General features: G+C 60.8%; 7 protein-coding genes. All 7 read right to left on the bottom strand.

All coding sequences use genetic code 11. From position 1 onward, the window contains the following. Positions 1 to 170: 170 nt before the first annotated feature. Positions 171 to 2,246, bottom strand: coding sequence for a transketolase (gene tkt / locus GO988_RS10390; RefSeq protein ID WP_157564912.1), 2,076 nt, complete (start codon positions 2,244 to 2,246; stop codon positions 171 to 173). A 171-nt stretch (positions 2,247 to 2,417) separates the two neighbouring features. Continuing rightward, on the bottom strand, positions 2,418 to 3,734 hold the full coding sequence (xylA, locus tag GO988_RS10385; protein ID WP_157564910.1) for a xylose isomerase: 1,317 nt from the start codon (positions 3,732 to 3,734) through the stop codon (positions 2,418 to 2,420). Between the two features lie 113 nt (positions 3,735 to 3,847). Next, positions 3,848 to 5,353: a xylulokinase gene (locus tag GO988_RS10380; RefSeq protein ID WP_157564908.1), complete on the bottom strand. Its 1,506-nt coding sequence runs from the start codon at positions 5,351 to 5,353 to the stop codon at positions 3,848 to 3,850. A 9-nt stretch (positions 5,354 to 5,362) separates the two neighbouring features. Beyond that, positions 5,363 to 7,561, bottom strand: coding sequence for a glycoside hydrolase family 3 N-terminal domain-containing protein (locus GO988_RS10375; RefSeq protein ID WP_157564906.1), 2,199 nt, complete (start codon positions 7,559 to 7,561; stop codon positions 5,363 to 5,365). Beyond that, a complete protein-coding gene (locus GO988_RS10370) occupies positions 7,551 to 9,506 on the bottom strand; it encodes a sialate O-acetylesterase (protein ID WP_157564904.1) in 1,956 nt (651 codons plus the stop codon). Before GO988_RS10370 ends, GO988_RS10375 begins: the two co-directional genes overlap by 11 nt. Further along, positions 9,484 to 11,115: a GH35 family beta-galactosidase gene (locus tag GO988_RS10365; RefSeq protein ID WP_157564902.1), complete on the bottom strand. Its 1,632-nt coding sequence runs from the start codon at positions 11,113 to 11,115 to the stop codon at positions 9,484 to 9,486. Before GO988_RS10365 ends, GO988_RS10370 begins: the two co-directional genes overlap by 23 nt. A 105-nt stretch (positions 11,116 to 11,220) precedes the next feature. Continuing rightward, complete coding sequence (locus GO988_RS10360; protein ID WP_157564900.1) at positions 11,221 to 13,002, bottom strand: RagB/SusD family nutrient uptake outer membrane protein; 1,782 nt, start codon at positions 13,000 to 13,002, stop codon at positions 11,221 to 11,223. Positions 13,003 to 13,109: the final 107 nt, after the last annotated feature.

Below are 13,109 nucleotides of genomic sequence, written 5' to 3'. Positions count from 1 at the left end.
AAGGCTGGTCGTAGCGCAGGCAAGGGCCAGCCAATGGCGGCGGCCAGCTGGCCGCCGAGAAGGGGGGTAGTAAGCACGGGCTAAAGTGGTTGCGGGTGGTCAGTTATCGAAATGCAGGCTGCATCAGCGAGGCGCCCGGCAGCCGATAGTGGCCACCCGCAACGCGCCGCCTAGTTGCCTTTGGCTACTACTTGCTTCTTCTCTTCTTCCTGGCCTTCGTCTTCGGGCTGGCCGGCTAGCACGCCTTTGGCGCGCTTCACTACGTTGTCCACCGTGAAGCCAAATTTTTCGAACAGCAACTCGGCTGGGGCCGAAGCGCCGAAGCGGTTCATGGCAATAATGCCGCCTTCGTCGGTCGTGTATTTGTGCCAGCCAATGGGCGAGCCGGCCTCAATAGCCAGGCGCTTGCGCACCGTGGGCGGGAATACCGTTTCGCGGTATGCTTTATCCTGGTGCTCAAACAGTTCCCAGCTCGGCATACTCACTACGCGCGTGGGCGTGCCATCCTGCTCCAGTACTTTTTGGGCTTCCATAGCCAGGGCTACTTCAGAGCCGGTGGCAATGAGGATAAACTGCGGCTCGCCCCCCTGGGCTTCGCTCAGAATGTAAGCGCCCTTGGCCACACCTTCGCGCGCCGAACCCAATTTGGTTTGGTCGAGAATTGGCAATTTCTGGCGCGAGAAAATGAGCACAACCGGCGACTTAGGCGTGGTCATGGCGATGCGCCAGGCCTCGGTGCTTTCGTTGGCGTCGGCGGGGCGCAGCACCACAATGTTGGGGATGGTACGCAGAGCCAGCACCTGCTCGACTGGCTGGTGGGTAGGGCCATCTTCGCCCAGCCCGATGCTGTCGTGGGTGAATACGAACGTGGCCGTACTCTCGGCAAGCGCCGTGAGGCGAATAGCCGCCCGCATGTAGTCGCTGAACGTGAGGAAGGTACCGCCGTAGGTACGCAGGCCGCCGTGGTGGGCGATGCCGTTCATGGCCGCGCCCATGGCGTGCTCGCGCACACCCCACCACACGTTGCGGTTGGCCGGGTGCGCCGGCTGGAAGCTGTCGCTGCCCGCCTTGTCCATCTCGTTAGACGAGGCCAAATCGGCCGAGCCGCCAAACATGAATGGCACTGCTTTTTTGATGGCGTCCAGGGCTTTGCCCGAGGCTTGGCGGGTAGCCAGCTCGCCATCGGCGGGCGTGTACACGGGCAGGTTGGCATCCCAGCCTTCGGGCAATTCGCCTTTGAAGGAGAGTTGGAACATGTTGGCCTCGTCCTTGAAGGACTCGGCGTATTTGGCAAAATCAGCGTCCCACTGCTTTTGCAGTTCGGCGCCCTTTTGGCCGGGCTGCTTGAGGTGCTCGTACACTTCGGCGGGCACCTGGAACGACTGCTCAGGGTCGAAGCCGTAGAACTTCTTGGTGGCCTTCACGTTGTCAGCCCCCAGCGGCGAGCCGTGCGACTTGTTGGTGCCGGCCAGCGGCGAGCCGAAACCAATAATGGTTTTCACGGCGATAATCGAGGGCCGGTCCGTTACCGACTGCGCTACTTTGATAGCGTTCTCGATGGCGTCGAGGTCGTTGCCGTCCGTCACGTGCTGCGTATGCCAGTAGTAGGCATCGAAGCGCTTCATTGGGTTCTCAGTGTAGGTCAGGTTGGTAGGGCCGTCGAGCGAGATGTTGTTATCATCATAGAGATAAATCATCTTGTTCAGCTGCAAGTGGCCCGCCAGCGAGGCTGCCTCCGAGGCAATGCCTTCCATCAGGTCGCCGTCGCTCACCAGCACGTAGGTGTAGTGGTCCTGCACCGGCGCATGGCCCTCTTTGTTGTAGATGGCGGCGAGGTGTGCTTCGCTCATGGCCATACCCAGGCCGTTGGCAAAACCCTGACCCAAGGGCCCCGTGGTCACCTCAATACCGGGCGTGATGTGCGACTCGGGGTGGCCCGGCGTGCGCGAATCCAGCTGGCGGAAGTTTTTCAAATCCTCCAGGCTCAAATCGTAGCCATAGAGGTGCAATAGGCTGTACAGCAACGCCGAGCCGTGGCCGGCCGACAGGATAAACCGGTCACGGTTCGGCCACTTCGGGTCTTGCGGGTTGAAGCGCAGGAAACGCGACCACAGCACGTAGGCCATGGGAGCGGCGCCCAGTGGCAGGCCGGGGTGGCCCGAGTTGGCCTTCTGCACCATATCTACCGACAGCAGACGGATAGTATTGACGCTCAGCTCGTCAATTGAAACTTGGGGATTGCTCATATTTTTTTCAGGCGAAAGAATGACGCCGTAAAGGAAAGCAACGCGGAACGCCCGCGCCGTGTATTCCTTACGGATTTTTCGCAGCAACAGTAGCGCGAATGCTGGAAGCTAGCGCGTGGAACGCTGTACAAACGCCCCACGCGCCAACTCTCAGCGCCTAGGCTACTCTGGTTAGATGTACTGGTTGATGAGGCTCTCCAACCACTCCTGCTTGCCGCTGCGGGGGGTAGGCTCGCCGTGCTCATGCGCGATTTTGCGCAGGTCTTCCAGCGTGAGGCCGCCTTTGGCAAACTCAGCACCCTGGCCCGAGTCGAACGACGCGTAGCGCTCGGTGCGGAATTTCTTGTACGCCGACTTCGTCAGGATGGCATCAGCCGTCACCAAGGCGCGGGCAAACGTGTCCATGCCCGAGATGTGCGCCACGAAAATATCCTCCAAGTCGGTCGAGTTGCGGCGCGTTTTAGCGTCGAAGTTGATGCCGCCCTGCGTGATGCCGCCGTGCTCCAAGATGATGAGCATCGACTCGGTTAGCTCGTTCAAGTTGTTGGGGAACTGGTCGGTATCCCAGCCGTTCTGGTAGTCGCCGCGGTTGGCGTCCATGCTGCCCAGCATGCCGGCGTCGGCGGCCACTTGCAGCTCGTGCTGGAACGTGTGGCCGGCCAGCGTGGCGTGGTTCACTTCCAAGTTCAGCTGGAAATCCTGGTCTAGGCCGTGCTCTTTCAGGAAGCCGATTACTGTGGCCGCGTCGAAGTCGTACTGGTGCTTGGTAGGCTCGGCCGGCTTGGGCTCGATGAAGAACTTACCCGTGAAGCCCTGCTTGCGGGCGTAGTCGCGGGCGATGGTCAGGAACTGCGCCATGTTGGCCAGCTCGCGCTTCATATCGGTGTTGAGCAGGGTCATGTAACCTTCGCGGCCGCCCCAGAACACGTAGTTTTCGCCGCCCAGCGCGATGGTCGCGTCGATGGCGTTTTTCACTTGCGTGCCGGCGTGGGCCACCACCGCAAAGTCGGGGTTAGTGCTCGCGCCGTTCATGTAGCGCGGGTTCGAAAACACGTTGGCCGTGCCCCACAGCAGCTTCACGCCGCTCTCGGCCTGGTGCTGCTTCACGTAGTCCACGATGGTGCTCAAGTTGCTTTCGTACTCGCTCAGCGAGCTGCCCTCGTCCACTAGGTCAATGTCGTGGAAACAGTAGTACGGCGTACCGAGCTTGGTAAAAAACTCAAACGCCGCATCGGCCTTGTCCTTGGCGCGGCCCACGATGTCGCCCTTGGCATCCCAGCCAAACTTCTTGGTGCCGGGGCCAAATGGGTCGCCGCCGGTGCCCACGAAGGTGTGCCAGTAAGCCGTGGCAAAGCGCAGGTGGTCCTTCATGGTCTTGCCGGCTACCACGCGGTTTTCGTCGTACCACTTAAAGGCCAAATGATTGTCCGACTCGCGGCCCTCGTATTTAATCTTGTCGATGCCTTTGAAAAATTCCTGGTTAGCCATGAGCTGGGGAGGTTGAGGTAATTAAAGTAGAGGTTAGTTTAAAACGTCCTGCTTCAGTGCATTCAGCAAGACGTTCGAGGTTATTGTGGGGCTTTGGTTTCGGTGGCTTGGCTTTACGCCAGCAGCAATTCTGCCGGCTTGGTTTCGCGGGCTAGCAGTGTTTGCCAATCGCTATAGGCTTCCTGGTACTGCGCCTGTAGCGAGGGGGTAGGCTCGACGGTGCTGATGCGCGCTAAGCCCGTAAAAGCCTCGGTGGGGCTGGCGTACACGCCGGCGCCAATGCCGGCGCCGCGCGCCGCGCCCTGGGCCGCATCGGTGTCGTAGAGCTCAAGCGTCACGTTGCCACAATTCACAAATGCCTCGCGGAATACGGGGCTCAGAAACATATTGGCGTGGCCGGCGCGCACGTTGCGCACCTGCACGCCCGAGGCGCGCATGATGTCCATGCCGTAATTCAGCGCATACACAATGCCCTCTTGCGCCGCGCGAATGAGGTGCGGCTGGCTGTGGATATTGAACTGCAACCCGTGCAGCACCGCGGCCGACGGCCGGTTTTCGAGGATGCGCTCGGCGCCATTGCCGAAAGGCAGAAACCGCAAGCCCTCAGCGCCTACCGGGGCCTGGGCAGCCAGCGTATTCATCTGGTCGTAGGGCAGGTTGCCCACCATTTTGCGCAGCCAGCTATTGAGTATACCGGTGCCGTTGAGGCACATAAGCACGCCGTTTTTAGGCTGCTCGCGGGTGCTGTTTACGTGCACAAACGAGTTGACGCGGGAGCGGGCATCGGCCGTGGTGGTTTCGTTGATGCCGTAGACCACGCCGCTCGTGCCGCCGGTGGCGGCTACTTCGCCCGCGTTCAGCACGTTGAGCGAGAACGCGTTGTTGGGCTGGTCGCCGGCGCGGTAACTGATGGGCGTACCGGCCACCAGGCCCAGCGTTTGGGCGGCTTCGGCCGTGAGGCGCCCCTGGATGGCAAAAGTATCTACTACTTCGGGCAGCAAGTCGGCGCTGATACCGTAGTAGTCAAGCAGTTCCTGGGCGATGGCCTGGGTTTTGAAATTCCAAAACACGCCCTCCGACAAACCCGATACGGTAGTTTGCATCTGGCCCGTGAGCTGGTAGGCGAGGTAGTCGCCGGGTAGCTGAATCTTATGGATTTGGGCGTAAATCTCCGGCTCGTTTTCGCGCACCCACTTCAGCTTCGAAGCGGTAAAATTACCAGGCGAGTTCAGGAAATTTTGCAGGCAAAACTCCTCGCCTAAGTCAGCAAAAGCCTGGTTGCCGATTTCTACGGCGCGGCTATCGCACCAAATAATGGCGGGGCGCAGCACGTGGCCGTCCTTATCGAGCAGCACGAGGCCGTGCATTTGGTACGTGATGCCAATGCCCGCCAGCAACGACGCGTCGAAGCCGTACTCGGCCTTGAGCTGGTGGGTAGCGTTGATGACTTCCTGCCACCAGCGCTCGGGGCGCTGCTCGGCCCAGCCGGGTTGGGGCACGGCCATTTCCATCTCGGTTTTGGGCGAGGTAACGGCCGCCACGCACCGGCCCGTGGCGATGTCGAGCAAAGAAGCTTTAATGGAAGAGCTACCGATGTCGTAGCCGAGGAGGTATTTCATGCGGGAAAATTACTTAATCGTGAGCAGCGCCGAGGCGGGCTTGGCCGCGCCCAGCGCCAGGCTGCGGGCCGAGGGCAGCGAGCCCCCTACCCACACCGTAATGGGGCCACTGGGCGTGAAGGCGTTACCCCCCTTGTCGATGAGCGCCAGCTGCGCAGGCGTGAGCGTGAACTTAACAGTAGTGCTACCCCCCGGCTGGAGCGTGATGCGGTGGAAGCTTTTGAGGGCGAACAGCGGCGTTTGGGTGCCGGCCTTAGGCGGGTGCGTGAGGTAGAGCTGCACCACTTCATCGGCGGCTACGGGGCCGGTGTTGGTGACGGTAGCCGTGACGTCGGCCGATTCGTTTTTGCCGATTTTGGCCTTGGCAAATTTCAGGTTGCCGTAGGTGAATTTGCCGTAGCTCAGGCCGTAGCCGAAGGGGTACATGGGCTCGGCGGCGAGGTAGCGGTAGGTGCGGCCGGCCATATGGTAGTCCTCATACGCCGGCAGCTGGGCCAGCGACTTGGGAAAGGTGATGGGCAGCTTGCCCGAGGGCGACACCTTGCCAAATACCACGTCGGCCACGGCGTTGCCGCCTTCTTCGCCGGGGTACCAAGCCAGCACCACGGCATCGGCCAACTCGTGCACTTCGGCCAGGTTCATGGGGCTACCCCCCGTAATGATGGCGACGATGGGTTTGGTGTTTTTTTCGCGCAGCTTGCGCAGAAAGTCAATTTGGTTTTGAGGAATGTTGTAGTCGAGGCGGTCGCCGAAGCTGGGCGACGAAATCGACTCGCCCTCCTCCCCTTCTAGCAAACCGTTGATACCGAGCACCACAAACGTGGCATCGACGCCGCGGGCGGTGCTGCTTACCCAATCGATGCCGTTCTGGTTGGGGCGGTCGAGCAGCGCGCCGGGGCGGTACTGCACCTGGCTGGCCGGGCTGACGCCGCCCACCAGGCCTTCGAGAATGGTTTTCATCTCGGGGTTCACGCCGTAGTAGTTGCCAAAAAGCGCGTCGAGGTTAGCGGCGTTGGGGCCGGTCACGAAGTACTTGGCCAGGTCGTTGCGAAGGGGTAGCACGCCGTTGTTTTTGAGCAAAACAATCGACTTCTGGGCGGCTTCGCGGGCCAGTGCCCGGTGCGCGGGACTGTTAATGACCTCCGGCCCAAGCTTATCATACGGGCTGCTGCCCTGCGGGTCGAGCAGGCCGAGCTTAAACTTGGTGCGCAGCAGAATGGCGAGCGAGCTGTCGATGGCCGCCTCGGTGGTAAGGCCTTTTTTCACTGCCTCAGGCAGGTAGGGGTACACGCTGCCGCAATTCAAATTCACGCCGCGCTGGAGGGCTAGCGCGGCAGCTTCGGCCGGCGTTTTTACCACTTTGTGGCCTTCGTAAAAATCGACCAGCGCCCAACAGTCGCTCACGATGTGGCCTTTAAAGCCCCACTGCTGGCGCAGCACATCATGGAGCAGGTATTGGTTGCCGCAGCAGGGCTCGCCATTGGTGCTGTTGTAGGCGCACATTACGGCCTCTACCTTGGCATTAACCAACTGATGGAAAGCGGGCAGGTACGTCTCCTGCAAATCTTGGGGGGTAGCCTCGGCGTTGAAAACGTGGCGCAGCTTTTCGGGGCCGCTGTGCACGGCAAAGTGCTTGGCGCAGGCCGCCACTTTGAGGTGCTGCGGGTCGGGGCCCTGCAAGCCCTGCACGAAGGCCACGCCCATGCGCCCGGTCAGGGTAGGGTCTTCGCCGTAGGTTTCCTGGCCCCGGCCCCAGCGCGGGTCGCGGAAGATGTTGATGTTGGGCGTCCAGAACGTGAGGCCGCTGTACTGCTGGCGGTAGCCCTTGGCCACGGCGGCGTTGTACATGGCCCGCGCCTCGTCGCTGATGGCCGTGGATACGCGCAGGGCCAGCTCATCGTCAAACGTGGCGCCCAGCCCAATGGCCTGCGGAAATACCGTGGCTGCCCCGGCCCGGCCCACGCCGTGCAGCGCCTCGTTCCACCAGTTGTAGGCCGGAATACCCAGCCGGTCAATGGCCTTGCTGTTGTACATCATCTGGTCGGCCTTTTCTTCCAGCGTCAGCTTCGAGATAAGGTCGTTGACGCGCACACTCACCGGCTGCTTCGGGTCGCGAAAAACAGGGGTATTCTGTGCTTGGGCAACTGCAGCCAAGCTCAGGACTACCACGGTGAAGCAAGTGCGCAAGCGGGTCAGGTTAGAAGTCATCGGTGCGGAAAGTAGAGGCCGGCAAACCTTCTTTATTGTACAAATTGGCCCCTTCGGGGTTATCAGCCCAGGCGTAGCGCACGGCCACGGGCGCGACCACTTGGTCGCTCCACACCACTACCCTACCCCCCTCAATACGCGCCTGAGCGGCCACGAACTTATGGTCGGCCCCAGCCACGGTGAAGCCGGTCAGCGGGCCGCCGCCCTTCGCTACTAGCCCGGAGCCTACCCCCCCAAAAGTCAGTAAGGCCTGATTTCCGGTAGTTTTCACAGCTTGGTAAAGCGGGCCACTGGCAACTACTTTGGCGTCGCCGTAAGCCACTTTTTCGGCGGCCAGCGCCAAGCGGTGGCCCACCGTTGCTTTGTCTAGGGGGTGAATGTCGTTCCACTCGCCCACGTCCGTAATCACGGCCATGCCGGTGTGGGGCAGCGCCAGCAGGCGGCGCTGCGCGTCGCGCACCAGAGCTTGGTTGCTCTCGCCAGGTTCCTTTTTGGCGGCGTTTAGGTTAGCCAGCTGCACGTAGAGAAACGGCAAATTGGGCTGTTCAAAATGCTTGCGCCAATCAGCTACCAAGCTGGAGGTTAGAGCATAATAGTCAGCTGGCCGGCCCACGTTGCTCTCTCCCTGGTACCACAGCACACCTTTAATGGCGTAGGGCAGCGCCGGTGCCACGAGGCCATTGTACAGCCCGCCCGGCTGGTACTGAAACGTGGTGGTGCCCGGCGTGGGGGGTAGGGTAGCGCCCAGCTTGTATTGCCAAGGCCCGCGCAAGTCGAGGGTTTGGCCACCGGCCGTGAGCTGGTATTTCTTATCCGGCGTGAAGCCGCCGCGCCCACCGTTGCTGATGAGGCGCACCGTTACCACGTTCTTGCCTGCCTTCAGCACGCCGGGGCCAAAGTCGTATTTGCGCGGCGGATAGCGGTAGCCGGTGGTGCCCACCAACTGGCCGTTGATATAGGTCGAGTCAGCATCTACCAGCGTGCCCAGTTCTAGGCGGGCCGGCTGGCCGACCATCGCGGCGGGCACCTCCACTTCTTTGCGAAACCAGAGAACGCCGTTCACAGGGCCGAGCGGGGTTTGGTCGGCCCACTCGCCAGGCACCTGCATGGTGGCCCAGTTGCTGGCGTCGTAGCTGGGGGCCGACCACTTAGGCTGGCTGGGGGCCTCGCCTTGGTCGGCTTGGTGCAATTGCTTATACCAAGCTCCTACAGCCGCATTTTCTCGTTGCTTGGTGTTAGCTACCAAGGCACTGTCTTTGTACGGCACACTCTGTGCTTCGTATTTCGGAAACTGCTTGAGCGCGTCGGCGCTCAGCCAAGCTTCGGCCGGCGAGCCGCCCACGGCTACTTTAATCAGGCCAACGGGTACCTGGTATTTGGCGTTGATTTCCTTGGCAAAGAAGTAACCGACGGCCGTGAAGCCGAGCACCGTTTCGGGCGTAGCTGCTACCCAACTGCCGCCCGTCACGTCGGCCTTGGGGCCCCGAAAGTCGTAGCGCATCGGCACATCAAACTGCCGAATGCGGGGGTTAGTGGCGTTGGCTACTTCGGTGGGGTATTTGTCGCGCACGCGGCGCATAGGCAGCTCCATATTCGACTGCCCCGCGCAAAACCACACATCGCCCACCAAGATATCTTTCAAGCTCAGTTCATTGCTGGCCTTAATGTCTAAGGTGTAGGGGCCGCCCGCTTTCAGGGGGGGTAGGGTTACGCGCCACTGGCCGTCGGAGCCGGTGGTGGCGCGGTAGGCTTTGCCTTGGAAAGTCACCGCCACGGCTTCGCCGGCCTTGGCCCAGCCCCAAATGCGCACCGGCTGCTCGCGCTGGAGCACCATGCCGCTGCTCACTAAGCGCGGCAGGCGCACCTGCGCTTGGGCGGCGGGGATAGCCGCCAGCAGCAGCGCACCGGCAGCCAGCCCGCACCTAATACGTGTAGAGTTTAACATGCTGAATGTCATATTCCCCAAGCTCAATGCGGATGTGCCGGCCCTGGTGGTCCTGGTCGCCGTTGAGGCGGCGGCCGGGCGTCCAGACGCCGTTGATAAAGTGGCCTTCGTCGATGCGCAGGTAGCCAGCTTTTTTGCCGGCCGCCGTGGGCTCGCAGGTGATGACCAGGCCAGTGCCCACCACGTAAAACTCGTCGGGCGCGACGCCAATGATAAGACCACCCGTCTGGGGCCAGTCGGCTTTTTTCGAGGCGGCCGTCCAGCCCAGGGTATTGTCGTGCTTCACCGTGAGGCGGTAGTCGCCGAGCACGGTGTGGCCGGCAGCCGAATCTTTAGCTAGCAAAAAGCCACGTACCGAGCCCGTGGGCTGGTATTTGGTGAGCAGCGGCGTCACCTGCTGAAGCAGGTCGTAGGCTCGGCCGATGGGCTCCTGGGCAGGCTTGTCAGTCGATTCGATGGAGAAAGGCGAAAACGACAGGCAGTTGTAGTGGCCAAAGGCAAACAAGGCCTTGGCGTCGTCGCCGGGCTCAAAAGCGATTTCGGGGGTGAAGAGCGGCCGATTATTACGCGTGTATAGGTCTGACCAGTAGCGAAAATTGGGGTTGTAGTAATCGGGAGCCAAGATGTCGATGGCTGGGGCGCCAGCCTCCCACACGTCCAGCAGGTGGGGTAGCGGCCCAGCGCTGGGGTACTGGCCGGGCAGGCGGTCGGGCCGGTGGTTGAGGGCCGCGTTCACGTACATGGGCAGGGGGTAGGCGGCTTTGCCAGCCGCGGCCACTGCGTTGGTATACGTAGCGTAGTGCCAGGCCTGGAAGACCTCGTCGGTAGTGATGCCGGGGCCGAATACTTCCGTCCAGGTACCGTGGGCTTTGGAACCGTTGCGCTGCCATTGAGCAGCTAGCTCGGGCGTAAGGGTCGCGCTATGGCGCTGTAGGTGGGCGAGTAGCTGCTCGGGCACCGGCTGGCGAAAGGCGGCCTGAGCCAGCTCGTCGTAGCTGCGGGCCTCGGGCAGCATCGCAATTTCATTTTCTACCTGCACCAGCAGCACGGTATGGTTGCGGCTGTCGGTTTGTTTGAGGTGCGCCATCAGTTGCACAAAGGCGCGCTTATCAGCCTCTAAATTGGCAGGGCTGAACGGAGTCATGATTTCCTGCGGCCGGCCCTGCGCATCGGTGGCGCGCGGAAAGCGGGTAGGGTTGGTTTTTACCCACTCGGGGGCGTAGCACGACATGCTGTTTTTCCAGGCGCCGAACCACAGCAATACTACTTTGAGTTGGTTTTTGCGGGCGTCGCGCAGCAAATCATCTACTAGGGTAAAGTTGAACTTGCCTTCCTGGGGCTCCAGCAATTCCCAATAGACGGGCGCAATCACCGTGTTCAGGTGCATGGCCCGCAGTTTGGGCCAGATGGATTGCATGTAGGCCGTGTTCGAGCTGCTGGAGTTGCCTAGTTCGCCGCCCAGTATCAGGTAGGGTTTGCCCTCTACCAGTAGCTGCGTACTCGCGCCTACTTTTACTAACTGGGGTAGGCTACTGGCGGCCGGCTGCTGGGCCTGGGCTACGGCCACACCCAACGAGAACAGGAATAGCAGCAGGAACTTGATTTTCATTACTATCGCTAAAAAGGCTAGCAGCCGATGGCACCGCCGCCGGCTGGGTAGCCACTGAAGGGAGCGGCCAGCAATGCTGGCCGCTCCCGTAGGCAACTGGCAGGCTTAGTAGCCAGGGTTCTGGGTGATTTTACCGCTAGTGCGGTCAATCTCCGTCTGCGGAATAGGGCGCAGCACGTGGTAGTCTTTGATGTTGAGAGCCGCGTTGGAGCCGTACGTGCCAGCGAGGTTCTTGAAATAAATCGCTTCACTGGCCGCGATGACCACGGGCGTCAGCGGGGGCGAAATGTTGGGGTTCCGCACCCGTACCAGCAACTGGCCGGTACGCTTCAAGTCATACCAACGCGTCATTTCTCCTACCAGCTCGCGCATACGCTCGTCCAAGATAAAGTCGAGGGTTACCTGGCTCGACGTAATATCCATCTGGGCTTTTTTGCCCGTGGCACCGGCGCGCTCGCGCACCACATTGATGTAGGTAGCGGCCTGGGTCGAATTGCCGAGGTAGAAGTAGGCCTCCGCCGCTATCAGGTAAGTTTCGGCCAGGCGATAAACGATGTTCGGGCGCGTCGAGAAACCGTTGACCGACGTGCGATTGCGCGAGTCAAACTTGTTGAGCGTGGGAAAAAATTGCGTCGAGTACTTGCTGGGTGGAATAACCTGGTAGCCGACCGGCTTGCGGGCCGCAATTTGGGCTAGTTTCGCGGTGGGCAGCTCTCGGCCTGGGTACCAGGCGGCCGTATCGCCGATTACTGCCGCGCTGCTGCCGCTGTTGCCACCGGGTGAATTCACTAGGTATACCGTGGTAAACCACTTGCCGTAGCGCGTATCGGTAGTGCGCAGCTGCGCGCCCGTTTCCAGCGCTTTGCCGCTGGCATCGCGCAGAATGTAGGAGTCTTCTAGGTAGTGCGTGGGGCAGTGCCGGGCAAAGGGGCGCCCGTAGTTGATGTCGCGTGCCATATTGGGCAGCAAATCGTAGCGGCTGCGGAAGTTGAAGCCTGCCACGTTTTCCCCGCCAAAGGTGAAGCCGTCAATCCGGTTGAACGTTGCGTCACCGCTGAACTGCGCGTTGAAGATTACTTCTTTACCATTCTCGTTGCCTTCAACGAATACCGTAGCGGGGTCAGTTTCGAGGCCCAGACCGTAGCGGCCCTGGTTGTCAATCAGCTCCTTTGCATACTTGGCGGCGTTGGCGTAGTCGTCGGCCTGCTTGGCCGAGGAGGTAGCCCTGGTCAGATATACCTTAGCCAATAGGTGCAGCGCCGTGGCGCGGGTTACGCGGCCGGGCTGGGCGGGCTTGTCGGCTACAGTACCGAGCGCATCGGTCAGGTCCTTGATAATCTGCGTGTACACATCCGCCAGCGGCGCCCGCGTGATGTCTTTGGTCGGCGCGTCCACGAAATTCAGCATCAGTGGCACATCGCCAAAATCCTGCACGAGCACAAAGTAATATTGGGCTCGCAGCAGCTTGGTCTCAGCTACCAACTGCGCTACGCGGGCAGGCGTCAGGCCTTGCACATTGGTCGAGTACTGCAACACGCCATTGGCGGTGTTGATGGAGGAATAGCATACCGTCCAGATGAAGGAGTGCGAACCATCATTGACTGGGGTTAGGTCGTTGGGATTGTAGTCGCTGAGGCCGCTACTGGCCGAGATGCCGTTCGTGAACTGGTCGGTACCTGCTTCGGTAGTGAAGAATCCCGAGTCGTTGCCATACAGCTGGCGCAGGCCCGAGTACACGCCCGTTACCCCAGCCTCTACGCCCTGGGGCGTGCTCAGAAAACTGGGCGTTAGAATGGATTGCGGATTTTCATCCAGGATGTCCTTTTTGCAGCTGGCCGTGGCTAGCAGCAAGGACGCTCCAAAGGTGACTAATACTATCTTTTTCATATAAGATGGCGCGGGGCGCCGAAAAATTCTGAAGATTGACGAAATAGCTAAGCAAGTGGAAAGCTGCGGGTTGGCAACCTAGTAGGTAAAGCCGTTTGGCTGACCCG

The organism is Hymenobacter ginkgonis, from assembly GCF_009755225.1.
GTDB classification, from domain to species: Bacteria; Bacteroidota; Bacteroidia; order Cytophagales; family Hymenobacteraceae; genus Hymenobacter; species Hymenobacter ginkgonis.
Note: the sequence above shows the minus strand (reverse complement) of the source record. Positions and strands in the feature narration are given on the sequence as shown.

What these genes read in the sequence shown, in the direction of transcription:
- tkt (WP_157564912.1), bottom strand. Translation starts at nt 2,246, where the DNA reads ATGAGCAATCCCCAAGTTTCAATTGACGAGCTGAGCGTCAATACTATC.
- xylA (WP_157564910.1), bottom strand. Translation starts at nt 3,734, where the DNA reads ATGGCTAACCAGGAATTTTTCAAAGGCATCGACAAGATTAAATACGAG.
- GO988_RS10380 (WP_157564908.1), bottom strand. Translation starts at nt 5,353, where the DNA reads ATGAAATACCTCCTCGGCTACGACATCGGTAGCTCTTCCATTAAAGCT.
- GO988_RS10375 (WP_157564906.1), bottom strand. Translation starts at nt 7,561, where the DNA reads ATGACTTCTAACCTGACCCGCTTGCGCACTTGCTTCACCGTGGTAGTC.
- GO988_RS10370 (WP_157564904.1), bottom strand. Translation starts at nt 9,506, where the DNA reads ATGTTAAACTCTACACGTATTAGGTGCGGGCTGGCTGCCGGTGCGCTG.
- GO988_RS10365 (WP_157564902.1), bottom strand. Translation starts at nt 11,115, where the DNA reads ATGAAAATCAAGTTCCTGCTGCTATTCCTGTTCTCGTTGGGTGTGGCC.
- GO988_RS10360 (WP_157564900.1), bottom strand. Translation starts at nt 13,002, where the DNA reads ATGAAAAAGATAGTATTAGTCACCTTTGGAGCGTCCTTGCTGCTAGCC.